Source organism: Spirillospora sp. NPDC047279 (assembly GCF_040643285.1).
GTDB lineage: Bacteria > Actinomycetota > Actinomycetes > Streptosporangiales > Streptosporangiaceae > Spirillospora.
In genome coordinates this window covers 164,007-190,733 of sequence record NZ_JBEYUA010000009.1, presented here as the reverse complement: position 1 = coordinate 190,733, position 26,727 = coordinate 164,007, and the positions used below count along the sequence as shown (strand labels likewise).

The following is a 26,727-nucleotide window of genomic DNA, read 5'->3' as shown; positions in this document are numbered from 1 at the left end:
GCGTCCTCACTCTCGGCGGTAGCGGGCGGAGAGCCGGCGCCGGTGGTGGGCGGGCGTGCCGTAGAGGGCGCGGTTGAGGGCGGCGCGCTTGAGGTGGACGTGGACACCGCTCTCCCACGTGTAGCCCAGGCCCCCGTGGAGCTGCATCGCCTTGCCCGCGATCTCGACGGCGGCGGCGCACGCGTAGGACTTGGCCATCGACGCGGCCACCGAGGCCGTCACGGGGGCCGTCACAGACGCGGTCGCGGGCCCGTCCGCCTCGTCGTGGGCCTGGGCGCGGACGGCGACGTCGACCAGCTTCCGGGCCACGCTGATCCGCACGAGCATGTCGGCGCAGGCGTGCTTCACCGCCTGGAAGGAGCCGATCTTGCGGCCGAACTGCTCGCGGATGCCCGCGTAGGCGACGGTGGCGTCCAGCATGGCCTCGCTGAGGCCGAGGCTGTCGCACGCGATCGCGACGGCGGCGCGGTCGTGCAGGCGCTGGAGGGCGCCGCCGCCGAGGCGCAGCTCCGGGCCGGGCCGGACGTCGTCCGCGACGATCTGTCCGAACGTGCGGGTGGCGTCGACGACGGGCTGCTCGGTGATGGTGAGGCCGGGGGTACGCGGGTCGAGCACGACGACGCGCGGGACGCCTCCCGGGTCGAGGGCGGGGACGAGGAGGTGGTCGGCGACCGGGGCGTCCGGGACGAACGCGGCGGTGCCCGAGAGGCGCGTGCCGTCGATGCGGAACGGGATGCCGGGCGTCTCCGCGGGGAGCGCGAGGACGGGGACGGCCTCACCCGAGACCGTGGCCCGGAGGAGGTCGTCGCGGTGCGGGGCGGGTGCGGCGAGGCCCAGGGCACCGGCCGCGAGGACGGCGACCGACAGGTAGGGCCCGGGGGCGGCGGCGCGGCCCATCTCGCGCAGGACGACGGCGACCTCGGCGAAGCCCGCGCCCGCGCCGCCGAGGCCGGCGGGCGCCTCCAGGCCCAGCCAGCCCGCGTCGGCGATCTGGCGCCACCCCGGCGAACCGGCGAGCAGGCCGGCCGCGACCGCCCGCAGGTCGTCGTGGAGTTCGGAGAGGTCGGCGGTCATCGGGGCAGCCCCAGTCCGCGCTCGCCGATGATGGTGCGCTGGATCTCACTGGTGCCGCCCGGGATCGTCCACTCCCAGGAGCCGATGAAGTCCAGCACCCAGGCTCCCGACTCCCAGCCGCCCGACAGGGGTTTGGCCAGCTCGGCGTGGGCGGCCAGGCCCGCGATCTCGGCGCCGAAGTCGGTCATGCGCTGCAGCAGCTCGCTGTAGAGGAGCTTGACGATGGAGGCGTCGGCCGGGCCCGGGTCGTCGGCGGCGACGAGGTCGGCGCAGAGGGCGCGCAGGCCGGTGATCTCGATCTCCAGGGCGGCGAGCCGGTCCTGGGCGAGCGGGTCGGCGAGGGGCGCGCACAGGTCGAGGAGGCGCCGGAAGCCGCCGGTGCCGAGCCGTTCGGCCAGTTCGAGCATGGTCATGCCGCGTTCGGCGCCCAGGGTCGACTGGGCGACCCGCCAGCCGCCGTTCTCAGGCCCGACGAGGTTGGCGGCGGGGATGACGACGTCGTCCAGGAAGATCTCGCAGAAGTGGGACTCGCCCGTCGCCTGCCGGGTGGGGCGGACGTCGATGCCCGGCGTCCGCATGTCCATCAGGAAGTAGGAGATGCCCTGGCGTTTGGGCGCGCCGGTGCGGGCGAGGAGGAGGCACCAGTCGGCGTGGGCGGCGCCGCTCGCCCAGCACTTCTGGCCGTTGACCACGTAGGCGTCGCCCTTCCGGCGCGCGGACGTGGTGAGGGCCGCCAGGTCGGACCCGGCGCCGGGCTCGGAGAAGCCCTGCGCCCAGATCTCTCCGTCGAGGATGGCCGGCAGGTGCCGGTGCCGCTGCGCGTCGGTGCCCGCCGCCAGCAGCGTGGACGCCGCGTGGTGGATGCCGACGAAGGCCAGCACCAGCCGCGGGGCGTCATGGGCGGCGAACTCCTGGTAGAGCACGGCCTGGTCGGCGACCGGCATCCCGCCGCCCCACGCGGAGGGCCAGTGCGGGACGGCGAACCCCGCCTCGCGCAGCTCCTGGAACCACTCCTTCTGGAAACGGACGAACTCCTCGTCGGAGGCGCCGGTCTGCGCGCGCCGCCAGTCGCCTGGAACGTGCGCGCGGCACCAGTCGCGCACGTGCGCGCGGAAGTCGGAGGTCACGCGGTCGCTCCGGGGAAGAGGCCGGTCAGGCCGCGCCGTCCGATCTGGCGGGTGAGCCGGTCGCGCGTCGCCGACAGGCCGAGCGGCAGCCGCCGCAGGGGCTGGCTGTAGCGCGACAACCACGACAGCGGCGACTCGTCACAGAAGCCGATGGCGCCGTGCAGCAGGTGCGCGGTGCGGAAGACCGTGTCGGCCGCCTCCAGCGCGGCGAGGCGGAGCGCGAGCGCGTCGTCGAGCGCCTCCGGCAGGCCGGCCTGGACGCTCCACAGGGCGTAGGCGGCGAGGGCCTCGACGCCGCTGCGCTCCACCTCGGCGTCGGTGAGCTGGAACTGCACACCCTGCTGCTCGGCCAGCGGGCGGCCGAACTGGTGCCGGACGAGCACGTGCGACCGGGTCAGCTCCATCGCGCGGTCGAGCATCCCGAGCAACGTCCAGCACGGCAGGACCAGGCCCAGCGCGGCGTCTCCCCCGCCGTCTCCCCCGCCGTCTCCCCCTCCGTCCCGGTCGAGCGGCCCGACGTCGAGCGCGGTGACGAACGCGGTGGTGCGCGGCGGGCCGGGTGGGGGCGCGGCGACCGCGGCGCCGCGCCGGCCGTCGAGCGTCACCGCGGTCCAGCGCAGGCCGAGGCCGGCGACCGGTGCCTGCGGGGCTGGGCCGTCGACGACCAGCAGTCCGTCGGTGCCCGGGCCGGCGGGGCGGGCGAGGCGTTCGGCCAGCGGGTAGGCGAGCGCCCAGTGGCCGGCGCTGCGGCACAGGGCCGCCGCGGCCTCCAGGTCGTCGGCGTCGCCGCGGGGGTCGAGGTCCCACGCGCCGAGCTCCTCCAGGACGGGCGCGACCAGGTCGTGCCGGCGGGCGGGCTCGCGCTCCGCGTCCTGGACGAGCCGGTCGCCGCCGGCCGCCTCGAACGCCCGGAGCGCCTGGCGGCCGTACTCGGCGGCGGCCTCGCTCGGCTCGAGGTTCACGCGTCCGCCAGCAGCGCGCGGGCCAGCAGGATGCGCTGGACGTCGATGCTCCCCGACGCGACGGTCGAGGCGTGCGAGTAGCGCCAGTGGTCGTCGACCTCGCGGCGGAAGAGCCAGGCCTCCTCGCCCTCCCCGGGCGCCGCCGCGGCGATCTCCACCAGCACGTCGGCGCTCTCCTGGTCGAGCCGGGTCACCGCGATCCGGTAGGCCGCCGCGTCGTTGGGCCGCACCCGTCCCTCGCTCTGCATCGCGATCACGCGGTAGGCGAGCAGGCGGGCACGGCGGCAGTGCGTCAGCATCCGCGCCCAGCGCACCCGCAGCTCGGGGGGCAGCCCGTCCCAGGCGTCGCCCAGCACCCGCGGCGCGGCCTGCAGCAGCCGCTCGCAGCGCGCGTAGCGGGCGATGCCGACCCGCTCGAACGACAGGACCTCCTGGACGACCTTCCAGCCCTCGTCGAGGGTGCCGAGCACGTCGGCCTCGGTGACCCGCACATCGTCGAAGAACACCTCGTTGAGGTGGTGCGGCCCCATGAGCGATCCGATCGGGCGCACCTCGATGCCCTCGGCGTCCATCGGCACCAGGAAGATCGTCAGGCCCTGCTGGCGGCGCTCGCGGCGGGCGGTGCGGACGAGCAGGAAGCACCACTGGGCCATGGTGGCGTAGGACGTCCAGACCTTCTGTCCCGAGATCAGCCAGCCGTCGCCGTCCCGCCGGGCCGTGGTGCGCAGCGCCGCCAGGTCCGAGCCGGCGTCGGGCTCGCTGAAGCCCTGACACCAGATCACCTCGCCGCGCGCGATGGGCGGCAGGTGGCGGCGGCACTGGCCGGGCGTGCCGTGCCGCATGATCGTCGGGCCGACCCAGTTGACGCCCATGTACTGCGCGCCGCGCGGCTCGTGGTGCGCCCACATCTCCTCGCGGACGACGGTCTGCTCCCAGGGCGAGGCGCCCCAGCCGCCGTACTCCCGCGGCCAGGCCGGGCACAGAAGCCCGCGCTCGGCCAGCAGCCGGCTGAACTTCTGCGCGGTCTCCAGGTCCGCCGGGTCGTCGGTGAACGCCCCGAGGTAGCCGCGCGGGACGTGCTCGGACACCAGCCTGCGCAACTCGCCGCGGAGCTCCGTGGCGGCCGGACCCATCGTGAAGTCCATGGGGACGACGGTAGGCAATCCTTATAATATTTGCAATGCTTGCACGACTCCGCGCGGCCGCGCCACGAGAGCCGTCCGTCCTGGCAAGGGTGGAGGGTTCACGGCCGGGAGGCCACGCCCGGTGACGGCGGCGCGAGGGCCGGGGTCAGCCGCGGCGGAAACGCAGGCGGCTCCGGCTGGACGCGGCGTCGATCACCCTGTCCTCGAACGTGCGGCACACCCAGTGCTGGGTCGCGGTGAGGTGCTCGCGCGCGACCCGTTCGACCTTGCGGGCGTCGCCCTTGGCGATGCTCCGCACCAGCTGCCGGTGGGCCCGCTGGGCGATCTCGCGGTCCTCGGGCGAGGGGTAGGCGCCCCGCGACATCTGCGCGTCCGCCCAGGCCTCCTCCTGGACCGACCACAGCGAGGTCAGGCTCTCCACCACCACGCGCAGCGTCGCGTTGGGGTCGAAGCCCACGAGGACGTCGTGGAACTCCCGCGAGGCCCGGGTGAACGCGGCACCGTCGCCGATGCGGTCGTCGCACTCGGCGAGCAGCTCCTCCAGGCGCGGCACCACGGCCTTCTCGCGGTCGGTCCGCTCCGCGCAGCGCGCCGCGGACTGCGGCTCGAGCGTGGCGAGGGCGGCGCCGAGGTCGGGGACCTTGACCTGCATCGCCTGGAGCGTCAGGCCGAGGGCGTAGCCGGCGGTCCCGATGTCGGGGGCGTGCACGATCGCACCGCCGCGGTTGCCGCGCCGGACGGTGATGAACCCCTCGGTCTCCAGGATCCGCAGCGCCTCGCGCACCGACGGGTAGCTGACGCCGAACTCCTCGACCAGCTCGTCCTGCTTGGGGAGCGACGAGCCGTCCACGATGCCGCCGTCGAGGATGCGGTCGCGGAGCGCGGAGGCGACCAGTTCCGCCATGCGCATCTGGGAGATCTTGGCGTGCTGAGCTCCTGCACGTTCCACGATTACAAGGTTAGCAGTGATGGCATGGACGTCCTCCGACGAGATCAGCGAGGTCCGACGAGACCGGCGAGGTCCGCGCGCCGTACCTTGCCCATGGCGTTCAGCGGCAGGGCGTCGACCCGGGTCCAGATCTCCGGGACCTTGTACGGGGAGAGCGCGCCCCGGCACAGCTCGGCCAGCGCCCCGAAGTCCAGGGGCGGCCCGGCGCTCTCGACCAGCGCGGCCACCCGCTGCCCGAGCCGGTCGTCGGGCACGCCGCACACGGCGACCCTGGCGACGTCGGGGTGCGCCGCGATGATCCGTTCCACCTCGAGCGGGTAGACGTTCGCCCCGCCGCGGATGATGACGAGCTTCTTGCGGTCGAGCACGGTCAGCCATCGGTCGCCGTCGACGGTCCCGACGTCGCCGGTGGGGGTCGGGCCCGGCTCCGGCGGGCGGACGCGCCCGTCCTCCCAGTGGCCGAGCATCGGCGTCCACCTGCCCGCCCACGGCCCGTCCGCGGCACCGCCCAGGCGGAGCTCGCCGAGCTCGCCGGGCGGGAGCCGGCGCCCCTCGTCGTCGTAGGCCGCCACGTCGTAGTGCGGCAGGACCCGCCCGCTCGTACCGGGGCGCCACTCGTCCCCGGGCGGGTCGATCGACACGACGGTCGGCGCCTCGGTCAGCCCGTAGGTGGCGTGGGGCGTCAGGCCGTACGCCTCGGCGAACGCGTGCCGCACCGTGTCCGGGGTGTCGCCGCCGCCGCTCCACACCTCGCGGAGGGAGCCGAGATCCAGGCCCGGCCGCCGCGCGAGGTCGTAGAGCTGCGCGGGCGCGCCGTTCCACACGGTGACGCGCCGCTCGGAGATCCACTCCGCGACGCCCCCGGCGTCGCGCCGGTCCATGACGACCGCGCAGCCGCCGGCCTGCGCGGTGAGCAGGGTGGACAGGACCATGAGGTTGAGGATCGTGAGCGGGAAGCTGTCGCCCTTGCGCAGGCCGGGCCCCCAGCCCCGGGTGGCGGTGAGGACGGCGCCGGGCAGCAGCAGGTTGCGCTGGCTGTGCACGATCGCCTTGGGACGGCCCGACGTCCCGCTGGTGAACGCGATCCCGGCGGGCGCGTCCGCGGCGGTCTCGATCGCCGGGAACGGCTCGCCGCGCGCGAGGAGCTCCTCCCACCGGCCGGAGCCGACGCGGCCCGGCACCTCCAGCAGGCAGCGTTCCCCGGCCAGGACGACGGCCGGCGCGCAGATGTCGTACAGGTCGCGCTGCTCGGGCTCGGCGAGCGCCTCGCCGATGCCCGCCCAGACGGCGCCGATGCGCTGCGCCCCGTGGAAGGCGGCGACGATGGCGAGGTCGTTGGGCAGGCAGGCCGCGACACGGTCGCCGGGACGGACGCCGAGCGACCAGAGCGCACCGGCCGCGCGCCGCGCCCGGTCGTCGAGCTCGGCGTACGTCCACGATCCGGAGGCCGCCTCGACCGCGGTGGCGCGCGGACGTGAGGACAGCGGGGCGTCGAGTACTCCTGCGATGGTGCTGCTCACGAAATCTTGATAACACTATCCTTACAAAGATTCTACCGATGGGCTCGATGGGCGCCGTATGAAGCACACAGGTCCGCTGTCCGGAGTGCGCGTGGTCGACCTCACCGCGATGGTGATGGGTCCCTACGCCACGCAGATCATGGCCGACATGGGCGCGGACGTGATCAAGGTCGAGCCGCCCGCGGGCGACACCACCCGCTACGTCTCCACCGGGCCGGAGCCGGGCATGGCGGGAGTGTTCGCCAACGTCAACCGCGGCAAGCGCAGCGTGGTCCTCGACCTGCGCACCGCCGAGGGCGCGGACGCGCTGCGCGGTCTCGTCGCCGACGCCGACGTGTTCGTGCACTCGATGCGCGCCAAGGCGATCGCCAGGCTCGGGTTCGCCTACGACGACGTGGCCGCCGTCACCCCGTCGATCGTCTACACCAACTGCTACGGCTACGGCCGTCGCGGGCCGGACGCCGACCTCACCGCCTACGACGACACCATCCAGGCCGCGTGCGGGCTGCCGTCGGTGCAGGAGCGGCTGACGGGCGAGGCGGGCTACGTCGCCACCATCCTGGCCGACAAGGTCGCCGGGCTGACCGCCGTCTACGCGACGATGATGGCTCTCTTCCACCGCGAACGCACCGGCGAGGGGCAGGAGGTCGAGGTCGGCATGTTCGAGACCATGGCCTCGTTCATGCTGGTCGAGCACGCCAACGGCGCGCTGTTCAGCCCTCCCCTGGGCCCGGCGGCCTACCCCCGCGCGGTGGCGCCCAACCGCAGGCCCTACCGCACCAAGGACGGCCACATCTCCGCGCTGGTCTACAACGACAAGCAGTGGAACGCGTTCGTCGGCGCGGTGCGCCCGCCGTGGGCGGGGGACCACCTCGCCACGGTCCAGCAGCGCGCGCGCCGGATCGACGCCGTCTACGGCCTGCTGGCCGAGACCTTCCTCGAGCGCACCACCGGCGACTGGCTGTCGCTGCTGCGCTCGCTCGACATCCCCGCCGCCCCCGTCCGCACCCTGGACGACCTGTTCGACGACCCGCACCTCAACGCGGCGGGCTTCTTCGAGACGGTCGACTCCCCCAACGGCCCGGTGCGGTTTCCCGGGCCGCCGACCTGGTTCTCCCGCACCCCGGGGCACGTCGCCGGGCCCGCCCCGCGGCTCGGCGCGCACACCCGGGAGGTCATGGACGAGATCGGTGACCGCCTCCGCTGAGGTTCGCCTCCGCCAGGGACGCCTCCGGCAACCGACACCAGGAGCGAGATCGTGGACTTCTCCCTCACCGACGACCAGCGGCTCATCCGGGACTCCGTCGTCGAGCACTGCTCCCGGTTCTCCGACGACTACTGGCTCGAACGCGACGACGACGGCGTCTTCCCGCACGACTTCCACAAGGCGATGGCCGAGGCGGGCTGGCTCGGCGTCGCCATGCCCGAGTCGGTCGGCGGCGCGGGCCTGGGCATCACCGAGGCGGCCATCATGATGCAGGCCGTCGCCGAGGCGGGCGGCGGCATGGCGGCGGCGTCCAGCATCCACGGGCCGGTCTTCAGCATGCAGCCGGTGGCGCTGTTCGGCACCGAGGAGCAGCAGGCGCGCATGGTCCCGCCGATCCTGAGCGGCGCGCAGCGCATGTGCTTCGCGGTGACCGAGCCCGACGCCGGCCTCGACACCACCCGGCTGCGCACCCGGGCGGAGCGGCGCGACGGCGGCTACCTGGTCAACGGGGAGAAGATCTGGATCTCGGTCGCGCAGGTCGCCGACAAGATGATGCTGCTGGCCCGCACCACTCCCCTGGACGAGGTGAAGCGCAAGACCGAGGGCCTGTCGTTGTTCTTCACCGACCTCGACCGGTCGAAGATCGAGGTGCGCGGGATCCGCAAGATGGGCCGCCACGCGGTCGACTCCAACCTGCTGTTCATCTCCGACCTGTGGATCCCCGACGAGGACCGGATCGGGGCCGAGGGCGACGGCTTCAAGATCATCCTGCATGGCCTGAACCCCGAGCGCATCCTGCTCGGCGCCGAGGCGATCGGCCTCGGGCGGGCGGCGATCCAGCGCGCCGCCCGCTACGCCAGGGAACGGATCGTCTTCGACCGGCCCATCGGCATGAACCAGGGCGTCCAGCACCCGCTCGCCAAGTGCTGGGCGCAACTGGAGGCCGCGGGCCTGATGGTGATGAAGGCCGCGACGTTGTTCGACCAGGGCGCGGAGTGCGGCGTCGAGGCCAACGCCGGGAAGTACCTGGCCGCCGAGGCCGGGTTCGAGGCCTGCCACACCGCGATGCTGACGCTGGGCGGCATGGGCTACGCGCGGGAGTACCACGTCGAGCGGTACCTCCGGGAGATCCTCATCCCGCGCACCGCGCCGGTGAGCCCGCACATGATCCTCAACTACCTGGCCGAGAGGGTGCTCGACCTGCCCAGGTCCTACTGAGCCCGGCCCGCGTCCGCCCGGATCCGCCCCAGTCCCCGAGCCCAGGGAGCACACACCAGCGATGGACCTTTTCGCCGCACGTTCCTGGCTGTTCGCGCCGGGCGACGCGGAGCGCAAGATGGAGAAGGCCGCGGCCGGCCCGGCCGACGTCGTCGTCCTCGATCTGGAGGACGCGGTCGCCGAGGCGGGCAAGCCCGGCGCGCGCGCCGCGGTCGCCGCGTTCCTCGACGGCCGGCCCGCGCGCGACCGGCACCGGCTGTGGGTGCGCGTCAACCCGCTGGACGGCCCGCACGCGCTCGCCGACCTGGCCGCGGTGGTCCCCGCGCGCCCCGGCGGGATCATGCTGCCGAAGGCGCGCGGCCGAGCGGACGTGGAGGTCCTCGACCACTACCTGTCGGCGCTGGAGGTGGCCGCGGGCTCCGAACGCGGCGCGACCAGGGTCATCGCCCTGGTGACCGAGACCGCCGAGGCCATGTTCACCACCGGCGGTTACCGGGGCGCGCCGCGGCTGGCCGCCATGACCTGGGGCGCGGAGGACCTCGCCGACGCGGTCGGCGCGAGCGACAACCGCTCCCCCGGCGGCGGTTACGGCTTCACCTACGAGCTGGCCCGCAGCCTGTGCCTGCTCGGCGCCGCCGCGGCCGGGGTGACGCCCGTCGAGACCATCCACGGCGACTACCGCGACCTGGAGGGGCTGCGCGCCCGCGCCGAGGGGGTACGGCGGGACGGTTACCGCGGCATGCTGGCCATCCACCCCGCCCAGGTCGACGTCATCAACGAGGCGTTCACGCCGTCGGCGGAGGAACTGGCCGCCGCGCAGGAGATCGTCGACCTGTTCGCGGCCCATCCCGGCGCCGGGACCGTCGGGCACAACGGCGCGATGCTCGACCGCCCCCACCTGGCCCGCGCGCGGGCGTTGCTGGCGGCGGCGGGCCGCACGCCATGACCGCCGTGCACGAGGCCACCGGGCTGGACCTGGCACGGCTGCTGCGCCCCGGCGACCGCATCGTGATCGGCCAGGCGTGCGGCGAGCCGACCACCCTGGTCGAGGCCCTGATCGAGCAGGGCGGCGGCATCGGCGGGTTGTCGGCGTTCATCGCGACGAGCTTCTCCGGCCTGTTCACCCCGGCGTCCACGGCGCGGATCCGGGTCGCCAGCATGGGCGCGATCGGCACGCTGCGGGCGCTGGCCAAGGAGCACCGGCTCCAGGTGATCCCGTGCCACGTCAGCCAGGTCGGCCCGATGATCGAGGCCGGGACCCTCGGGTGCGACATCGCGTTCGTCCAGGTCAGCGCCGCGACCGATGCTGAGGGCCGGCACAGCTTCGGGCTGATCGGCGACCATGTGCGGGCCGCCGTGACCGCGGCGCGGGTCGTCGTGGCCGAGGTCAACGACCAGGTGCCGTTCGTCCACGGCGAGCTGCTGGACCCCGGCGAGATCGACCACGCGGTGCACGTGTCGCGCCCGCCCGTCGAGGTGCCTCCGGCGGCGATCGGCCCGGTCGACGAGGCCATCGCGCGGCACGCGTCCGCCTACATCGAGGACGGCGCGGTGATCCAGACCGGCGTCGGCGCCGTCCCGGACGCCGTCCTGCGGCTGCTGCACGACCGCAGGGACCTCGGCGTGCACTCGGGCATGATCGGCGACGGCCTGGTCGAGCTGGTCCGGGCGGGCGTCGTCACCAACGCGCGCAAGCCCATCGACCGCGGCGTCTCGATCACCGGCGCCCTGATCGGCACCAGGAGCCTGTACGACGCCTGCGACCGCGACCCCGCGATCCGCCTGTGCGCCACGTCCTACACCCACGACGCGGCCGTGCTGGCGCGGCTGGACCGGCTGGTGACGATCAACTCCGCGGTGGAGGTCGATCTCACCGGGCAGGTGAACGCCGAGCAGAGCGGCCCGGCCTACCTCGGCGGCACCGGCGGCCAGGTCGACTTCGTCCGCGCGGGGGCGCGCTCGCCCGGCGGCCGCGCCCTCATCGCGCTGCCCGCGACCGCCAAGGGCGGGACGATCAGCCGGATCACCCCCGCGCTGTCGGGCCCGGTCACCACCGCGCGCAGCGAGGTGGACGTGATCGTCACCGAGTTCGGCGCGGCCGAACTGAAGGGCCGCACGCTGGCCGAACGGGCCCGCCGCCTGATCGCCGTCGCCCACCCGGACTTCCGGGAGGCGCTGGAGCGGCAGGCCCGCGTCATCCAGACCCGCGGCTTCTAGGGCGTGTCTCGAGGTCGGCGTCCGTGGCGAGCGGCGTCCGGGTGCGTGCCTCGCGGGGGCGGAGGAGGGAGGCAGCCCGGTGTCGGCCGGTGACCGGCGACAACTCCGCGAGGTGCGTGCCTGGGCGTCGCGGAGCAGGGCAGCCGACTTCGAGGCACGCCCTAGCCCTGGCCCCCCGAGTCGGCGGGGGCGTAGCCGAGGATGCCCTTGGTCTCCAGGTAGTCGTGGAAGCCGAACTCGCCCCACTCGCGCCCGTTGCCGCTCTGCTTGTAGCCGCCGAACGGGCAGCCGAAGTCGAACGCCTCGTTGACGGCGACCCAGCCCGCGCGGATCCGCCGGGCCACGGCGCGGGCCTGGTCGAGGTCGGCGCCCGCCACGTAGCCGGCCAGGCCGTAGACGGTGTCGTTGGCGATCTCGATCGCGTGGTCGAGGTCGTCGTAGCCGAGGATGGTGAGCACCGGCCCGAAGATCTCCTCGCGGGCGATGGTCATGTCGTTGGTGACGTCGGCGAAGACGGTCGGCCTGACGTAGTAGCCGCGGTCGAGGCCGTCGGGGCGCCCGGTGCCGCCCGCCACCAGCGTGGCGCCCTCATCGATGCCCTGCTGGATCAGCTTCTGGATCTTGTCGAACTGGTCGCCGGCGACCACCGGGCCCATCACGACGTCGCCGCCCGGATCGCCGACGACGACCTCGGCGGCGGCCTGCCGGGCGATGCCCGCGGCCTCGTCCATGCGGGCCCGCGGCACCAGCATCCGGGACGGCGCGCTGCACGTCTGCCCCGAGTTGCCCATCATGCTGCCGACGCCCTGGGCGACGTTGGCGGCGAAGGCCTCGTCGTCCAGGATGATGTTGGGGCTCTTGCCGCCGAGCTCCTGCGTCACCCGCTTGACCGTGGGAGCGGCGTTCCTGGCGATCTCCACTCCCGCGCGGGTCGAGCCGGTGAAGGAGATCATGTCGATGCCGGGGTGGGCGGCCAGCGGCGCGCCGACGCCGGGGCCGTCGCCCTGGACGAGGTTGAACACCCCGGCGGGCACGCCCGCGGCATCGAGGATCTCGGCGAAGATCTGCCCGGTGAACGGCGAGCGCTCCGAGGGCTTGAGGATCATGGTGCAGCCGGTCGCCAGGGCCGGGAAGACCTTCACCGCGATCTGGTTCATCGGCCAGTTCCACGGGGTGATCAGGCCGCAGACGCCGATCGGCTCCCGGACCACGAGGGTCTCGCCGCGCTGCTCCTCGAAGGCGAGGTTCTTCAGCACCTCGACGGCCTTGGCGAGATGCCCGGCGCCCAGGCCCACCTGGAAACCGCCGGCCAGCGCGGCCGGGGCGCCCATCTCCTCGGTCAGCGCGGCGGCCAGGTCGGCCGACCGCTTCTGGTAGACCTCCGCGATGCTCTCCAGGAGCTCGACGCGCGTCTGGACGCTGGTGGACGACCATCCGGGGAAGGCCGCGCGCGCCGCCGTGACCGCGCGGTCCACGTCGGCGGCCGAGCCGAGCGCGACGGTGCCGCAGACCTCCTCGGTCGCGGGGTTGACGATCTCCAGTGCCCGCGGCTCCGCCGGGTCGGTCCACCGGCCGCCGATGTAGAACTTCACGTACTCGCGCATGACCTGCCCGTCCTCATCGTCGTCACTGCATTCCCTCGGCATACCACGTCCGGAACTCGGCGTAGCTCGGCATCTCCTCGGAGTTGGCCTTGGGGTCGACCGCCACGTGGACGACGCCGGGCCTGCCGCTGGAGTAGGCACGTTTGATCGCGGGGGCGATGTCCTCGTCGCGCTCGACGTACTCGCCGTGGCAGCCGAAGCCCTCGGCGACCTTGTCCAGGCGCGTGTCGGTGCTCCAGTGCACGGCGGTCTCCCGCGACCCCTGGCCGAAGGTCCGCTTGTAGACGCCGACCTCCAGACCCCAGGCGTAGTCGACGGCGACGACGCAGACGAGCGGGAGCCCCAGGCGCGCCGCCGTCTCCAGCTCCGCGATCTGGAACTGGAAGGAGGAGTCGCCGGTGATGAGCATCAGGGGCCGGGTGCGCCCCTCCGCGACCGAGGCGCCGATGGCGTACGGGAGCCCGGTGCCGAGGTGCCCGAAGTTCTGGTTCCACATCACGTCGTGCGGCTTGGCCTGCGAGTACGTCCAGCCGAAGATGGTCGTGGCGCCACCGTCCCGCACCATGATCCCGTCGGCCGGGAACGCCCTGGTCGCCTCGACGATCAGCCGTGCCGGGTGCACCGGCGACATGCCGGACGGCGCGGTGCCGGCGAGCTCGGCGAGCCGGGCCGCGTCCTGCTTGATCCACTCGTCCAGCCGCGGCGACGGGTCGCGCGGCGAGTCCTTCAGCGCCTCGGTGAGCTGGGGGACGACGGCCCGCAGGTCGCCGACCAGCGGGACGTCGATCGGGCGGTTGACGCCGATGGCGGCCGGGTCCTGCTCGACGAGGATCCAGGTGCGGTCGGCCTCGTTGTCCGCCCAGTGGCGCCCGCGCCCGTAGTGCACCGGCTCGCCGAGCTCGGTGCCGAGGGCCAGGCACAGGTCCGAGCGCACCACCGCGTCGATCGCCGACGGCGAGAAGCCGTAGGGGAACGTGCGGTCTTCGAGCCCCTTGATGTAGGAGGTGCCGCCGGACGTCTGGATGACCGGGCAGGCCATCAGGTCGGCGAGCGCCTTGACCTGCGCGCCCGCGCGCGCGGTGTGCACGCCGTGCCCGACGAGCAGGACCGGCTCCTCGGCCGCCCTGATCGCCTCGGCGGCCTGGGCGACGCGGTCCGGCCCGGCGGTCTGGCCGACCAGGCGGTAGGCCTCCGGCGGCAGCGCCGGCGGGACGTCGAGCTCCTCCTGGATCACGTGGGAGGGGTATTCGATGTAGACCGGGCCCGGTGTGCCGGTCAGCGCCCGGCGCAGGCCCTCCCGGATGATCTCGTCGGTCTGGTCGGCGTACTCGATGCTGGCGGCGTACTTGACCGACGGCTCGAACAGGCCGGACTGCTTGACGAACTGGATGCGGCCGCGGCGCACGCGCTGCTCGGTGACGCGGGCGCGCTGCCCGCCCAGGAAGATGACCGGGGAGTTCTCCACCTTGGCGCACATCATCGCGCCGGCCAGGTTGGCCACGCCGGGCCCGAGCGTGCCGATGCAGAGCGCCGGCCTGCCGGTCATCCGTGACACGGCCTCGGCCATGAAGCCGGCCGACTCCTCGTGGTGGGGGGCGACCACGGTCCAGCCGCGTTCGTCGGCGAGGTGGAACAGGTGCACGAAGTTCGGATCGGGGATGCCGAAGATCGTGGTGATGCCCTCGGCCTCGAAGAGGTCGAGGAGGCGTTCGTAGACTTTGACCGGCACGCTCACTGCCCTCCGGTGGCCATCGCGAAGCTGTTGCGGATGTGGTCGACGTGGGCCGAGGGGACGATCGGCAACAACCAGGGGTCGCCGGTGTCGCGCACGGCGGCCAGGTGCTCGCCGACCTGCTCGATCGTCCAGGACGGCCGGTAGACGCCCGGCGTCTCGGCGACGAACGCCCGCGCCACCCGGCCGGCGATCGACACCAGCATCTCGCCCGTGATCGAGCAGGTCTCGTGCGCCAGCCAGCCCACCACCGGGGCGACCAGGTCGGCACCCATCGGCGGGTAGGCGGAGGTGTCGATGCCCTCGGCCATCCGCGTCACCGCGGCGGGGACGATGACGTTGGATTTGACGCCGTGCGCGGCGCCTTCGAGCGCGACCACGTTGGACAGCCCGATCACGCCCGCCTTGGCCACGCCGTAGTTGGCGACCCCGTGGTTGCCGTACAGGCCGCCGATCGATGAGGTCAGCACGACGCGGCCGTAGCCCGCCTCGCGCATCAGCGGGAACGCGGGCCGCACCACGTGGAAGGCGCCGCGCAGGTGGACGTCGAGAACGGCGTCGAAGTCGTCGTAGGTCATCTCGGTCAGCGGCGCCGAACGGACGATCCCCGCGTTGTGCACGAGCACGTCGATCCGGCCGAAGTGGTCGAGCGCCGCGTCGACGACCGCCCGGCCCCCCTCGGCGGTCGCCACCGACTCGGTGCAGGCGACGGCCTCGCCGCCCGCGGCCTTGATCTCGCGGACGGCCTCGTCGGCGGGCCCGCCGTCCGTGCCCTCCCCCGCCAGGGTGCCGCCGGAGTCGTTGACGACGACCCGGGCGCCCCGGGCGGCGAGCAGGAGGGCGTAGGCGCGGCCGAGTCCCCGCCCGGCACCGGTGATCACGGCGACGCGGCCGTCGAACCTCAGCTCAGTCATGGCCGGCCGCCCCGTCCAGCACCAGGCCCTCCAGCCGGCCCGTGTCGCGCCAGGCCTGGAGCACGTCCTCCATGGCGTAGAAGCCGGGCCAGTACGGCTCACCCAGGTGCGAGCGGATGTTCTGCTCGCCCTCGTTGTTGTAGTAGCCGGGCGTGCACTCGCGCTGGAACGCGGTGTTGTCGACCGCGCTCTCCTTGATCGTGTCGCACCAGGCCTGCTGCGCCTCGGGGGTGGGCTCGACGCTCAGCGCGCCGCGCGCCAGCGCCTCCTTGATGATGTAGGCGATGTGGTCGGACTGCTGCTCGAACATCGCCGTCGTGCTCGCGGTCACGCCGCCCTGGACGAACCCCGTGAACAGCAGGTTGGGGAAGCCGTGGCTGGTGATGCCGTGGAGGGTGCGGTAGCCGCCGGCCCAGTGGTCGTAGAGCGAGAGGCCGTCGCGGCCGGCGAACGGCTGGATGCCCAGGCGCCGGTCGAGGTCGGTGGTGATCTCGAAGCCGCTGGCGAAGATGATGCAGTCGACCTCGTGCTCGGTGCCGCCGGCGACGATGCCCTTCGCGGTGACGCGCTCGACGCCCTTGGTGCTCGACACGTCCACGAGGGTGACGTTCGACCGGTTGAACGTCGGCAGGTACTGGTCGTTGAAGCAGGGCCGCTTGCACAGGAAGCGGTAGTAGGGCTTGAGCGCCTCGGCCGTCGCCGGGTCCTCGACGAGGTCGTCGACCCGGTCGCGCAGCCGCTGCATGGCCTGGTAGTCCTGGATCTCCCGGAGCTCCACGAACGTCGCCGGGTCGGCGAGGGCGGCCCAGCCGTCGGTGGCGGTCAAATGCGCGGCCAGGTTGCGGCTGACCTCGGTCCAGCCGTCGCAGACCAGGTCCGGCTGGCCCGGGGCGAACGCCTCGAACGCGGCGGTGTGGAAGTTGCGCCGCCGTTCCTGCTGCCAGCCGGGCGTCAGCGAGCCGGCCCATTCGGGGTCGGTGGGGACGTCGCCGCGTTCGTCGATGTAGGACGGCGTGCGCTGGAACACGTACAGGTGCTCGGCGGAACGGGCGAGGTGCGGGACGACCTGGATGCCGCTCGCGCCCGTGCCGATCACGGCGACCCGCTTGCCGGCGAGCTTGTGCAGCCCGCCGCTCATGTCGCCGCCGGTGTAGTCGTAGTCCCAGCGCGCGGTGTGGAACGTGTGGCCCTCGAACTCGGTGATGCCGGGGATCCCCGGCAGCTTGGGCCGGTTGAACGGCCCCTGGCACATGACCACGAAGCGGGCCCGGATGTCGTCGCCCCGGTTGGTGCCGACGCGCCAGCGCCTGATCTCCTCGTCCCAGGTCAGCGAGCGCACCAGCGTGCTGAAGACCGCGTGGTCGTAGAGGCCGAAGTGTTTGCCGATCCGCTGGCAGTGCTCGAAGACCTCGTCGCCGAACGCGTACTTCTGCGTCGGCATGTAGCCGGTCTCCTCCAGCAGCGGCAGGTAGCAGTAGCTGTCGGTGTCGCACTGGATGCCGGGGTACCGGTTCCAGTACCAGGCGCCGCCGAAGTCGCCGCCGAGCTCGATGATCCGCACGCTGGCGACGCCGGCCTGCTTGACCCGGGTGGCGGCGATCAGCCCGGCGAACCCGCCGCCGAGCACCGCCACGTCGATGTCCTCGGAGATCGGCTCCCGGGGCGTGACCCGCGTGTACGGGTCGGACTCGTAGTAGTCCCCGAACTCGCCCTCGGCCTCCACGTACTGCTTCTGCCCTTCGGGGCGCAGGCGCTTGTCACGTTCGGCCAGGTAGCGCGCCCGGAGCGCGGCGTGGTCGATCTCCGGCGTGTCGGTCGGCGTGCATTCCCGCATCGTCGGCTCCCGGGTCAGGTGAGGTCACGTGGGGCGCCGGTCCCCATGTAGCGGGCCAGGTTGTGGTGCAGGTTGACGACGCTGCGCTCGCGGTACGGGTTGGGCTTGGGGCCGGTGAAGCCGCGCGACTTCATGCCCTGCTGGACGGCCGCCATGTTGGAGAAGTCCTGCGGCAGGACGGTCCGCCACCCCGGGTCGTCCTGCGGCGTGAGGACCCACTCGGTCTCCGGCTCCTCGCCGGGCGGGAACAGCTCGTAGACGGCGGCCTCGAACACGCACTTGTCCGGGTCGTGCCCGTAGGGCCGGAACCGGTAGCAGAGCATGTTGTTGGGCGCGTGCCCGATCTGGAAGTTGGGGAAGATCTGCCAGGCGGTGCCCGCCCTGGCGGTGATCTCGGGCGGGACGACCGGCCAGATCACGCCGCGCTCGGCGTCCTTCTTGCGGGCGGTGGAGAGCCAGTGCCCGAGCACCTCGTGGGCGGGGGTGCCCTCCGGCAGGTCCTTCACCAGCTCCTGCGCCACCTCGACCAGCGTCCAGGTGGTGTTGGTGTTGGCGTTCTCCCAGGTGAACGTCTGCAGCTCGGCCGTCGACACGCGCGGGTCGTCGCCGGTGCCCAGCCGCAGCTTGGCCTGGTTCTCGTCCATGTTCTTGGGCGCGTCGTAGCCGATGTTGCTGTGCTTGCCCTGCGACCTGGCCCAGCCGAGGAACCCGCCGAACTTCATGAACTCCGGATGGGTGTAGGGAACGTGGTAGGTCTCCATGAACGCCTCGAAGGCGACCTTCCAGTTGCAGTCGAAGACCAGCCAGCGCCGCCACCGGTAGCGCATGTTCTCCAGCTGGAAGGGGTCGAGCAGCGAGGCGGCCGGCTCGAGGTAGTCGCGCAGCGGCTCGCGGTCGGGGTCCATGTTGACCCAGATCCAGCCGCCCCAGGTGTCGACGCCGACCGGCTTGAGCCCGGCCCGCTCGTCGGTCAGCCCGCACGGCCAGTCCTCACGTTCGGGGACGTGGGTGCAGTCGCCGTCGATGTTGTACTGCCAGCCGTGGAAGCCGCAGACGAACCGGCGGCCGTGGCCGCGGGCGTCGTGCGCGCCGGGCGGGGGGTCGACGAGGCGGCGGCCACGGTGGGAGCAGACGTTGTGGTAGGCGCGGAACCTGTCCTTCGCCGTGCGCACGACGATGATCGAGTCGTCGGCGATGTCGTAGGTGAGCCAGTCGCCGACCTCGGGAAGCTCCTCGACCCGGGCGGCCTGCTGCCACACCTTGGCCCAGAGCCGGTCGCCCTCGGCGCGGGCGTACTCCTCGGACAGGTAGGCCTCCACGCCGATCGTCATCGGCTCCGACAGCGGCTCCGCTGGCGGCTCCGCCGTCTCCGGGGCCGTTCGCTGGGACGTCTCGACGGTTTCGCTCATGGCTTTCTCCTCAGCGCGTGATGGCGGCGCGGAACGACTCGTCCTTGAGGAAGAGGGAGGTGTTGTCGGCGGCCAGATGGGTCCATTTGAGGTTGAGGCCGCCGTCCACCAAGATCGTCTGGCCGGTGATGTAGCTCGACAGGTCCGACAGCAGGAAGGCGACCGCACCGGCCTGCTCCTCCGGGCGCCCGCGGCGGCCCATGGCGATGGCGCGGCCGTCGCGTTCGGGGTCCTCGTCGACGTAGGTGCCCGACGCCGGGGTCTGGGTGACGCCGGGGGCGACCGCGTTGACCCGGACGCCGTCGGGCGCGAGCTCGACGGCCAGGGTGCGGGTCGCGGCGACCAGCGCCGCCTTGGCGGTGCCGTAGCCGATGTGCAGCGGCGCGGTGTTCATGCCGCTGATCGAGGAGATCGAGACGATCGATCCCGGCAGGCCCCGCCACCGCAGCTCGGCGGCGACGGCCTGGCTCATGAAGAACATCGTCTCCAGGTTCTGCGCGAACAGGGCGCGCCAGTCCTCGCGGGTGACCCGGGTCGCGGGCATCCACGTCGCCGGGGCGGCACCGCCGGCGACGTTGACGAGCCCGTGCAGGTCGCCGTCGGCCCGCGCGGCGGCCTCCATCGCCGCCGCGATGCCGTCGTCGGTGGAGACGTCGGCGGCGACGGACACGACGGACAGGCCCTCGGCCGCGAGCGGCCCGACGTGCTCGTCGAGGTTGTCCTGCGAGCGGCTCACCGCGATCACGGTCGCGCCGGCGCGCGCGGCCAGGGCCGTCACGGCCGTGCCGATGCCGCCGCCGCCCGCGCCCGCCACGATGACGACGCGCCCGGCCAGCCCGAGGAGGTCGGAGTCCAGCATGCCGCTCATCCCGCCTTCCGGAACGCCAGGACGCCGCCCTCGGCGTCGGCGGACACGTAGAGGGTGCCGTCGGGGCCGACGGCGATGCCCGCGTACAGGCCCTGCGGCCCGGTGAAGGGCATCAGCCCTCTGAGTGGTTTGGGCGGGGCCCCGAGCGGGGCGCCGACCGGCAGGTCGCGGGCGATCGTGGTCCGCGCCTTGCTGTCGAGGTCGACCTCGATCAGGGTCTTGGCGCCGGCGTCGACGATCACGAGCGCGCCGCCGCGGACGGCGATGCCCTGCGGCGTCTCCAGGCCGTCCACCACGGTGTCGACGCCCGAGCCGGTGATCGAGACGACGCGCCCGGCGCCGGACTCCGACACCAGCAGGGCGCCGTCCGCGCCGAACGCCACGCCCATCGGCCGGTCGAGCCCGGAGGCCAGGGTCGCCACCTCGCCGCCGCGCACCGACACCACGCGCCCGGCGCCGAGCTCGGCGGCCACCACGGCGCCGTCGGGCGCCGTCGCGAGGCCGTAGAGCTGGTCGAACGGCTCGGCCTCGCCGGCCAGCACGTCGGCCTCGCCGCTCTCGGGCCGCCACCGGGTGACCTGGCCGAGCGAGGTGGTGACGATGAACTCGCCCTCGCCCGAGGAGGTCACGCCCCGGACGTAGCCCGGCCAGCCGGGGCTGAAGAGCATGCCCAGCATCCGCGGGCCGCCGCCGGGAGGGACGGCGTAGAAGTAGGTGCCGTCGGCGACGTAGACGGTGCCGTCACCGCCGACGGTGAGGTCCAGCGGCCAGGTCAGGCCGCCCGGCAGCACGTCCCTGGTCTTCCCCTCGCCGAGGATCTCGGTGATCCGGCCGGTGAAGGACGACACGAACAGGCGGTCGCCCGCGAAGGTCAGGTTGTCCAGGCCGGGGCCGATGGCGGCGAGGACGGTGCGCTCGCCGCTGCGGGGGTCGATGCGCAGCACCTCGCCGCTGGCGGCCTGGGTCGAGACGATGCGGCCGGCGGAGTCGAACTTGACGGCGTCGGGGACGCCGAGGTCGCCCGCGACCCGCTCCGGCTCGCCGCCGTCCGGGTCGACGCGCCAGATGTCGTTGCTGCCGAGCATCGGGTAGTAGAGCTTGCCGTCGGGCCCGAACTCCATGGCGTTGGGCAGCGGCAGGCCGTCCAGGATCACCCGGGGCGCGCCGCCGGCCGGGTCGAGCTCCAGCAGGCGGCCGCCGATCCTGCACTCGTCGACGAACAGCCGGCCCCGGTGGAAGGTGATGCCGTTGGCGCCCGGCAGGTCGTCGCGCAGCACCCGGGTGCGGCCGTCGCGGCCGCGCACGCTCACGCGCCCGTCGTAGTACTCGGTGGCGTAGAGGTCGCCCCGCTCGTCGAAGGCCACGTCGTCGGGCGCGACGATGTCGGAGCCCTGCGCGCTGACGGTCTCCAGCTCGCCGGTGTCGACGTCGAGCGCGCTGATCTGGCTGCCGGCCACCTGCGCCACGTAGACGCGGCCGTCGGGGCCGGTGCGCAGGCCGTTGGCGCCGAAGAGGCGGCTCGGCGGGATGAGCCGCTCCAGGCTCCAGCCCGCGGCCAGGTCGGTCGATGCCGCGCCGGTGTAGCGCGTCCCTTGCAACAACATGATCACGCACTCCCGGCGATCGTCGTCGTCGCTGACGCCCCTTTGATATCACAATCCTTGTAAGGATTACATCCTATGAACATGTGGGCCTCCGCTTCGGGGTTGACGGTGGAGACCGCCCATGGCAACCTCCAACTCACTGTTGAGAATTCGATTCTCTGCTGGCGGAAGGATAATTTCCAGATGTTTCCGGCGATCCTCATCGAGCGGGGCGAGGCGGGCCAGAAGGCCGGTCAGACGGCCGGCCAGACGGTCACGGTGACCCGCCTGGACGAGGCGCGGCTGCCCGACGGCGACGTCACCGTCGACGTGGAGTACTCGACGCTCAACTACAAGGACGCCCTCGCCGTCACCGGCGTCTCGCCCGTCGTGCGCACGTTCCCGATGGTCCCCGGCATCGACCTCGCCGGCGTCGTCACCGAGAGCGCGCACCCCGCGTGGAACGCCGGCGACCGCGTCGTCCTCAACGGCTGGGGCGTGGGCGAACGGCACTGGGGCGGCCTCGCCGGCCGGGCGCGCCTCGACGGCGACTGGCTCGTGCCGCTGCCGGCCGCGTTCAGCACCCGGCAGGCGATGGCGATCGGCACGGCCGGCTACACCGCGAGCCTGTGCGTGGAGGCGCTGCTGCGCCACGGCGTGCGCCCGGACCAGGGCGAGGTCCTCGTGACCGGCGCGACCGGCGGGGTCGGCAGCGTCGCGATCGCGCTCCTCGCCGAGGCGGGCTTCACGGTGGCCGCCGCCACCGGCAAGGCCGCCGAGGCCCCCTACCTCCAGAAGCTCGGCGCCGCCACCGTCCTGGACCGCGCCGAGTTCGCCGAGGCCGGCAAGCCCCTGCAGAAGGAGCGCTGGGCCGGCGTCGTCGACACCGCCGGCAGCGGCACCCTGGCCAACGCCTGCGCGCAGACGCGCTACGGCGGCGCGGTCGCCGCCTGCGGCCTGGCCCAGGGCATGGACCTGCCCGCGACCGTCGCGCCGTTCATCCTGCGCGGGGTGTCCCTGCTCGGCGTCGACAGCGTGATGGCGCCCGCCGAACGCCGTACCGCGGCCTGGGACCGCCTGGCCCGCGACCTCGATCCGGGCACGCTCGACGAGATCGCCCGGGAGATCGGGCTCGCCGGCGTGCCGGCCGCCGCGCGCGAGCTCCTGGACGGCGCGGTGCGCGGCCGCGTCGTCGTGGACGTCACCCGATGACCCGAGCATCCGCGAGCGCCGGAGCACCTGACAGCACCGCCAGTACCTGAAGCAACCGGGAGCACGGAGTGAGCGAGACGTCCGACGGACCCGAGGTGACCGAGCTCGACCTGTCCGACGTGGAGCACCGCGTCGGGAAGCCCGTCGGGGGCGCGCAGCTGTGGGAGCCGTGCACCGCCTCCGACGTCCGCCGCTGGGTGATGGCGATGGACTATCCCAACCCGGTGCACTGGAACGAGAGTTTCGCCCGCGACTCCGCGTACGGCGGCATCGTCGCGCCGCAGTCGATGGCGATCGCGCTCGACTACGGCCACGGCGCGCAGCCCGCGTGCGTGGGCCACATCCCCGGCAGCCACCTGATCTTCGGCGGCGAGGAGTGGTGGTACTACGGCTCCCCCGTCCGGCCGGGCGACACGCTCTTCCAGGAGCGGCGGTTCCACGACTACAAGGTGGCGGAGACCTCGTTCGCGGGCCCGACCGTGTTCTCGCGCGGGGACACCGTCCACACCAACCAGCACGGCGCGCCGGTGGCGCGCGAACGTTCGACCGCGATCCGGTACCTGTCCGCGGAGGCCAGGAGGCGCGGCATGTACGAGGCCCGGCTGGGCGCCGTGCGCACCTGGTCCGAGGCCGAGCTCGAAGAGATCGCCGGGGTCCGGCACGACTGGATCCTGTCGAACCGTGAGGGCGTCTCGCCGCGCTTCGGCGAGGTCAAGGCCGGCGACACGCTGCCCCGGCGGGTGATCGGCCCGCACAGCATCGCCACCTTCACCACCGAGTACCGGGCCTTCCTCTTCAACATCTGGGGGACGTTCCACTGGGTGGCGCCGCCCGGCGTCGAGGACCCCTGGATCAACCAGGACCCCGGCTGGGGCGCGGACTTCGCGTTCGACGAGGAGGGCGCGGTGATCGATCCGCGCAAGCGCGACGGCCTCTACCTCGGGCCGTCGCGCGGCCACATCGACGCCGACCGGGCGGGCGAGGTCGGCATGGCGCGCGCCTACGGCTACGGCGCGACGATGGGCGCCTGGTGCACCGACTACCTCTCCTACTGGGCCGGGCACGACGGCATGGTCCGCCACTCCAAGGCCGACTTCCGCGCACCCGCGTTCGAGGGCGACGTGACCTATTTCGACGCCGAGGTCGTCGGCAAGGAGACCGAGACGACCTGGGGTGTGCCGCTCGTCCAGGTCAAGCTGCGCCTCACCGACCAGGACGGCGGCGTGCTGGTCTCCTGCACGGCGGAGATCGAGCTTCCGCTCTGACGTGTCCGCTCTGACAGCGTCCGTTCCCACAGCGTCCGTTCTCGCAGCGTCCGTTCTCACAGCGTCCGCCCTGACCACGAGGAGGCCACCATGACGGGCTCCGTACTTCCTTCGATCGTGTCCGGCGTGCCGCTGAGCGAGGAGCCCGGGCTGGGCCCGCTCACGCTGCCCGGCTTCCTGCGCGAGGTGACGGCCCGCTACGCCGCGCGCGAGGCGCTCGTGCAGCGCGGTCCCGGCGGCGAGGCCGTCCGGTGGAGCTACGCCGACCTGTGGGAACGCGCCGTCGAGGTGGCACGCGCGCTGCGCGCCCTCGGCCTGGGCCGGGACGGCCGGGTCGGCGTCCTGATGACCAACCGCGCCGAGTGGCTCGCGGCGGTCTTCGGCACGTCCCTCGCGGGCGGTGTCGCCGTCACGCTCAGCACGTTCTCGACCGGCCCCGAGCTCGACCACCTGCTCCAGGTGTCGGGCGTCTCCGTCCTGCTGTTCGAACGCACCGTCGCGGGCAAGGACTTCGCCGCCGTCCTGACCGGGCTGGGCGCGGGACGGCCGGCGCGCTTCCCGTTCCTGCGCCACCTGGCGATGGTCGGCGCGGACGCGGACGCGGACGCGGGCTCGGGCGACGGCGAGCGCGCGATCGACACCTGGGACGAGTTCCTGGCACGCGGCCGGAGCGAGCCGCGCGAGCTCGTCGAGGCGACGGCGGCCACCACCCGTCCGAGCGACACCGCCGTGCTCTTCTTCTCCTCGGGCTCCACGAGCCTCCCCAAGGGCATCCTCAGCGCGCACCGCGGCGTCGGCATCCAGCTGTGGCGTTTCGCGCGCATGTACCAGGTGGGGCCCGACGACCACGTGCGATGCTGGACGGCCAACGGATTCTTCTGGTCGGGCAACTTCGGCATGGCGATCGGCACGACGCTGGCGAGCGGCGGTTCGCTCGTCCTGCAGTCGACCTTCGATCCCGTCGAGGCGCTGGCGCTCATGCAGGCCGAGCGGGTGAACCTGCCGATCGCCTGGCCGCACCAGTGGGCCCAGCTCGAGGCCGCGCCGACGTGGGACGGCACCGACCTGAGCGCGATGCGCTTCGTGGACTCCGGCACCCCGATCGCGCGCCACCCGACCGTGTCGGCCACGTGGTCCGAGCCCGGCCACGCGTACGGCACCACCGAGACGTTCACGATCACCACCTGCTTTCCCGCCGACACCCCGCCCGAGATCATCGCGGGCTCCAGCGGCGAGCCGCTGCCGGGCGTCACGGTGAAGGTCGTCGACCCGCTCACCGGCGCCGTCGTGCCGCGCGGCGAGCGCGGCGAGATCTGCGTGAAGGGCCCGACGCTCATGCTCGGATATCTCGGCGTCCCGCTCGACGAGACCCTCGACGCCGAGGGGTTCTTCCACACCGGCGACGGCGGCCACCTGGACGGCGAGGGCCGCCTCTACTGGAAGGGCCGGCTCACCGACATCATCAAGACCGGCGGCGCCAACGTCTCGCCGCGCGAGGTCGACGCCGCCCTCGCCGCCCACGCGGGCGTCCGGGTGGCGCACACCGTCGGGGTGCCGCACGACACCCTCGGCGAGGTGGTCGTCTCCTGCGTCGTGCCGCACGACGGCGCGGCCCTGGACGCCGGCGGACTGCGCGGGTTCCTCCGCGAGCGGCTGGCCGCCTACAAGGTGCCCCGGCACGTGCTGTTCTTCCGGGCGGACGAGATCACCCTCACCGGCAGCTCGAAGATCAAGTCCAGCGAGGTGCGCGACCTGGCCGCCGAGCGCCTGAAGGATCTGCCGCACGAGTAGGGCCCGCCCGCGGCCTACGTCAGGACACCCCGAGCAGGTCGCCCCTCCAGAACATCTCGGTGTTGTCGGCCGGAGGCTCCGGCACGGCCGCCGCCGCCAGCGCCTGGGCCTTGAACGCCCGCGCGGCGACGCTCAGCCGGTGCCGCACGACTCCGGCGCCGACGTCCGAGGCCCACAGGCGGACGTCGGCCCCGCCCTCGCCCGCCGCCTTGCGGACCATCCGCCGGACGCGCGGGTCGGAGCCGTAGAGGTCACCGCAGACGGCGAGCGCCTGCGGGCAGGTGCGGCGGGACGGCGCGGCCAGCACCGGGTCCAGTTCGAGCACGCCCGCGCCGAGGATGCGCAGCGGGCGGGCGTCGGCGCGCTCGGCGGTGAGGACCGTGACGCCCCAGCCCGCCATGGCCAGGTCGAAGGCCCAGCCGCCGGCGAAGCGCACCGCCTCGGTCATCCGTGGTGTCACCACCACGAGCTGGTGTCTCAGCTGGCGCCGTCCAGGACGAGCGACCGGAAGAGCGACCCGGTGTACTCCCTGAACACCTCCGCCAGCGGTATCGAAGGGTCGAGCAGCCATGATGTCTCTATCCCGTTGAGAAAGGCGACGATCTCCACTGCCTTGACGGCCGGATCCAGGTCGGCGCGGTACCTGCCCTCGCTCTGCCCCCGCCGGAGGCCCGCGGCGATCGTGTCGACCGCGGCCCGGTGCCGGTGGAGGAATCGTTCGTGCAGCGGAGCCTCCGGGGCGAGGTTCTCCGCCAGGAGCACGGTGAACATGCCGATCAGATCGGGGCTCTCCCGGAACCTCGCAGGGATCGCCGCGAGCTGTTCGAGGATGTCGCCCGTCCGGTCGGCGTGCGCGTCGTCATAGTCGTCGCGGGCGTCCAGCACGGCGTGGACGAGCTGTTCCTTCGACGCGAAATGGTGCAGCAGACCCGCCGGGGTGACGCCCGCCTCGCGGGCGATCTCCCCGAGCGTGGTGCCGCGCGATCCGTTCCGCGTCAGCAGGCGCCGTGCGACGGCGATGATGCGCTGCCTGCGGTCCTCGCCCTTGGCGAGGAGGGCAGCGTACGGGCGCTGGTCGGTCACCGGACTCCCTTCA

22 protein-coding genes are annotated in these 26,727 nt (G+C 73.2%); 7 read left to right on the top strand and 15 right to left on the bottom strand.

Annotated elements, in window-relative coordinates:
- Positions 1 to 6 precede the first annotated feature (6 nt).
- The 6 genes from ABZ810_RS24075 to ABZ810_RS24050 all read right to left on the bottom strand — a co-directional run bounded on the left by ABZ810_RS24075 (position 7) and on the right by ABZ810_RS24050 (position 6,777).
- A complete protein-coding gene (locus ABZ810_RS24075) occupies positions 7 to 1,074 on the bottom strand; it encodes an acyl-CoA dehydrogenase family protein (protein WP_358406617.1) in 1,068 nt (355 codons plus the stop codon).
- Positions 1,071 to 2,201 carry an acyl-CoA dehydrogenase family protein gene (locus ABZ810_RS24070; RefSeq protein ID WP_358406615.1) on the bottom strand — a complete coding sequence of 377 codons (1,131 nt, stop codon included), beginning with the start codon at positions 2,199 to 2,201 and terminating at the stop codon, positions 1,071 to 1,073. Before ABZ810_RS24070 ends, ABZ810_RS24075 begins: the two co-directional genes overlap by 4 nt.
- A complete protein-coding gene (locus ABZ810_RS24065; RefSeq protein ID WP_358406613.1) occupies positions 2,198 to 3,163 on the bottom strand; it encodes an acyl-CoA dehydrogenase family protein in 966 nt (321 codons plus the stop codon). The genes ABZ810_RS24070 and ABZ810_RS24065 overlap by 4 nt, the downstream gene beginning before the upstream one ends.
- Positions 3,160 to 4,308: an acyl-CoA dehydrogenase family protein gene (locus ABZ810_RS24060; RefSeq protein ID WP_358406611.1), complete on the bottom strand. Its 1,149-nt coding sequence runs from the start codon at positions 4,306 to 4,308 to the stop codon at positions 3,160 to 3,162. The genes ABZ810_RS24065 and ABZ810_RS24060 overlap by 4 nt, the downstream gene beginning before the upstream one ends.
- A gap of 145 nt (positions 4,309 to 4,453) precedes the next feature.
- Positions 4,454 to 5,257: an FCD domain-containing protein gene (locus tag ABZ810_RS24055; protein WP_358406609.1), complete on the bottom strand. Its 804-nt coding sequence runs from the start codon at positions 5,255 to 5,257 to the stop codon at positions 4,454 to 4,456.
- Positions 5,258 to 5,301: 44 nt separating this feature from the next.
- Positions 5,302 to 6,777, bottom strand: a complete 1,476-nt coding sequence (locus ABZ810_RS24050) for a class I adenylate-forming enzyme family protein (RefSeq protein ID WP_358406607.1) — start codon at positions 6,775 to 6,777, stop codon at positions 5,302 to 5,304.
- Positions 6,778 to 6,835: 58 nt separating this feature from the next.
- Here ABZ810_RS24050 and ABZ810_RS24045 point away from each other — a divergent pair, with 58 nt between their 5' ends.
- From ABZ810_RS24045 to ABZ810_RS24030, 4 genes are all read left to right on the top strand, one after another.
- A complete protein-coding gene (locus tag ABZ810_RS24045; RefSeq protein WP_358406605.1) occupies positions 6,836 to 7,984 on the top strand; it encodes a CoA transferase in 1,149 nt (382 codons plus the stop codon).
- Positions 7,985 to 8,035: 51 nt separating this feature from the next.
- Positions 8,036 to 9,202 carry an acyl-CoA dehydrogenase family protein gene (locus ABZ810_RS24040; RefSeq protein WP_358406603.1) on the top strand — a complete coding sequence of 389 codons (1,167 nt, stop codon included), beginning with the start codon at positions 8,036 to 8,038 and terminating at the stop codon, positions 9,200 to 9,202.
- Between the two features lie 61 nt (positions 9,203 to 9,263).
- On the top strand, positions 9,264 to 10,148 hold the full coding sequence (locus tag ABZ810_RS24035; protein WP_358406601.1) for a CoA ester lyase: 885 nt from the start codon (positions 9,264 to 9,266) through the stop codon (positions 10,146 to 10,148).
- Positions 10,145 to 11,419 carry an acetyl-CoA hydrolase/transferase C-terminal domain-containing protein gene (locus ABZ810_RS24030; protein WP_358406598.1) on the top strand — a complete coding sequence of 425 codons (1,275 nt, stop codon included), beginning with the start codon at positions 10,145 to 10,147 and terminating at the stop codon, positions 11,417 to 11,419. Before ABZ810_RS24035 ends, ABZ810_RS24030 begins: the two co-directional genes overlap by 4 nt.
- 161 nt (positions 11,420 to 11,580) lie before the next feature.
- On the opposite strand, the gene ABZ810_RS24025 is transcribed toward ABZ810_RS24030, so the two are convergent.
- Genes ABZ810_RS24025 through ABZ810_RS23995 form a run of 7 tightly spaced genes read right to left on the bottom strand, consistent with a single transcriptional unit; the run spans position 11,581 to position 21,384 of the window.
- A complete protein-coding gene (locus tag ABZ810_RS24025) occupies positions 11,581 to 13,023 on the bottom strand; it encodes an aldehyde dehydrogenase family protein (RefSeq protein ID WP_358406596.1) in 1,443 nt (480 codons plus the stop codon).
- A gap of 22 nt (positions 13,024 to 13,045) precedes the next feature.
- Positions 13,046 to 14,752, bottom strand: a complete 1,707-nt coding sequence (locus tag ABZ810_RS24020) for a thiamine pyrophosphate-binding protein (RefSeq protein ID WP_358406594.1) — start codon at positions 14,750 to 14,752, stop codon at positions 13,046 to 13,048.
- Positions 14,753 to 14,754: 2 nt separating this feature from the next.
- Positions 14,755 to 15,669 carry an SDR family NAD(P)-dependent oxidoreductase gene (locus tag ABZ810_RS24015; protein ID WP_358406592.1) on the bottom strand — a complete coding sequence of 305 codons (915 nt, stop codon included), beginning with the start codon at positions 15,667 to 15,669 and terminating at the stop codon, positions 14,755 to 14,757.
- On the bottom strand, positions 15,662 to 17,503 hold the full coding sequence (locus tag ABZ810_RS24010) for an NAD(P)/FAD-dependent oxidoreductase (protein WP_358406591.1): 1,842 nt from the start codon (positions 17,501 to 17,503) through the stop codon (positions 15,662 to 15,664). The genes ABZ810_RS24015 and ABZ810_RS24010 overlap by 8 nt, the downstream gene beginning before the upstream one ends.
- Before the next feature lie 14 nt (positions 17,504 to 17,517).
- A complete protein-coding gene (locus ABZ810_RS24005) occupies positions 17,518 to 18,912 on the bottom strand; it encodes an aromatic ring-hydroxylating dioxygenase subunit alpha (RefSeq protein ID WP_358406589.1) in 1,395 nt (464 codons plus the stop codon).
- 10 nt (positions 18,913 to 18,922) lie between these two features.
- Entirely contained in the window at positions 18,923 to 19,780 is an 858-nt protein-coding gene (locus ABZ810_RS24000; RefSeq protein ID WP_358406587.1) for an SDR family oxidoreductase, read from the bottom strand.
- Complete coding sequence (locus ABZ810_RS23995) at positions 19,777 to 21,384, bottom strand: SMP-30/gluconolactonase/LRE family protein (RefSeq protein WP_358406586.1); 1,608 nt, start codon at positions 21,382 to 21,384, stop codon at positions 19,777 to 19,779. Before ABZ810_RS23995 ends, ABZ810_RS24000 begins: the two co-directional genes overlap by 4 nt.
- Before the next feature lie 183 nt (positions 21,385 to 21,567).
- On the opposite strand from ABZ810_RS23995, the gene ABZ810_RS23990 reads away from it, so the two are divergent.
- The 3 genes from ABZ810_RS23990 (at position 21,568) to ABZ810_RS23980 (ending at position 25,631) form a co-directional block, all read left to right on the top strand.
- On the top strand, positions 21,568 to 22,575 hold the full coding sequence (locus ABZ810_RS23990; RefSeq protein ID WP_358406584.1) for an MDR family oxidoreductase: 1,008 nt from the start codon (positions 21,568 to 21,570) through the stop codon (positions 22,573 to 22,575).
- 68 nt (positions 22,576 to 22,643) lie between these two features.
- Positions 22,644 to 23,840: a MaoC family dehydratase N-terminal domain-containing protein gene (locus ABZ810_RS23985; RefSeq protein ID WP_358406582.1), complete on the top strand. Its 1,197-nt coding sequence runs from the start codon at positions 22,644 to 22,646 to the stop codon at positions 23,838 to 23,840.
- Positions 23,841 to 23,930: 90 nt separating this feature from the next.
- Positions 23,931 to 25,631 carry an AMP-binding protein gene (locus ABZ810_RS23980; protein WP_358406580.1) on the top strand — a complete coding sequence of 567 codons (1,701 nt, stop codon included), beginning with the start codon at positions 23,931 to 23,933 and terminating at the stop codon, positions 25,629 to 25,631.
- Positions 25,632 to 25,650: 19 nt separating this feature from the next.
- Here ABZ810_RS23980 and ABZ810_RS23975 read toward each other — a convergent pair whose 3' ends face one another.
- Positions 25,651 to 26,079, bottom strand: coding sequence for a hypothetical protein (locus tag ABZ810_RS23975; RefSeq protein WP_358406577.1), 429 nt, complete (start codon positions 26,077 to 26,079; stop codon positions 25,651 to 25,653).
- A gap of 29 nt (positions 26,080 to 26,108) precedes the next feature.
- On the bottom strand, positions 26,109 to 26,714 hold the full coding sequence (locus ABZ810_RS23970) for a TetR family transcriptional regulator (protein ID WP_358406576.1): 606 nt from the start codon (positions 26,712 to 26,714) through the stop codon (positions 26,109 to 26,111).
- Positions 26,715 to 26,727: the final 13 nt, after the last annotated feature.

Excerpts from the sequence above, each read along its gene's own strand:
- ABZ810_RS23980 (WP_358406580.1), top strand. The coding sequence starts at position 23,931 with ATGACGGGCTCCGTACTTCCTTCGATCGTGTCCGGCGTGCCGCTGAGC.
- ABZ810_RS24025 (WP_358406596.1), bottom strand. The coding sequence starts at position 13,023 with ATGCGCGAGTACGTGAAGTTCTACATCGGCGGCCGGTGGACCGACCCG.
- ABZ810_RS24035 (WP_358406601.1), top strand. The coding sequence starts at position 9,264 with ATGGACCTTTTCGCCGCACGTTCCTGGCTGTTCGCGCCGGGCGACGCG.
- ABZ810_RS24015 (WP_358406592.1), bottom strand. The coding sequence starts at position 15,669 with ATGACTGAGCTGAGGTTCGACGGCCGCGTCGCCGTGATCACCGGTGCC.
- ABZ810_RS24005 (WP_358406589.1), bottom strand. The coding sequence starts at position 18,912 with ATGAGCGAAACCGTCGAGACGTCCCAGCGAACGGCCCCGGAGACGGCG.
- ABZ810_RS23975 (WP_358406577.1), bottom strand. The coding sequence starts at position 26,079 with ATGACCGAGGCGGTGCGCTTCGCCGGCGGCTGGGCCTTCGACCTGGCC.
- ABZ810_RS24030 (WP_358406598.1), top strand. The coding sequence starts at position 10,145 with ATGACCGCCGTGCACGAGGCCACCGGGCTGGACCTGGCACGGCTGCTG.
- ABZ810_RS24075 (WP_358406617.1), bottom strand. The coding sequence starts at position 1,074 with ATGACCGCCGACCTCTCCGAACTCCACGACGACCTGCGGGCGGTCGCG.
- ABZ810_RS23995 (WP_358406586.1), bottom strand. The coding sequence starts at position 21,384 with ATGTTGTTGCAAGGGACGCGCTACACCGGCGCGGCATCGACCGACCTG.
- ABZ810_RS23990 (WP_358406584.1), top strand. The coding sequence starts at position 21,568 with ATGTTTCCGGCGATCCTCATCGAGCGGGGCGAGGCGGGCCAGAAGGCC.
- ABZ810_RS24000 (WP_358406587.1), bottom strand. The coding sequence starts at position 19,780 with ATGAGCGGCATGCTGGACTCCGACCTCCTCGGGCTGGCCGGGCGCGTC.
- ABZ810_RS24045 (WP_358406605.1), top strand. The coding sequence starts at position 6,836 with ATGAAGCACACAGGTCCGCTGTCCGGAGTGCGCGTGGTCGACCTCACC.
- ABZ810_RS24010 (WP_358406591.1), bottom strand. The coding sequence starts at position 17,503 with ATGCGGGAATGCACGCCGACCGACACGCCGGAGATCGACCACGCCGCG.
- ABZ810_RS24060 (WP_358406611.1), bottom strand. The coding sequence starts at position 4,308 with ATGGACTTCACGATGGGTCCGGCCGCCACGGAGCTCCGCGGCGAGTTG.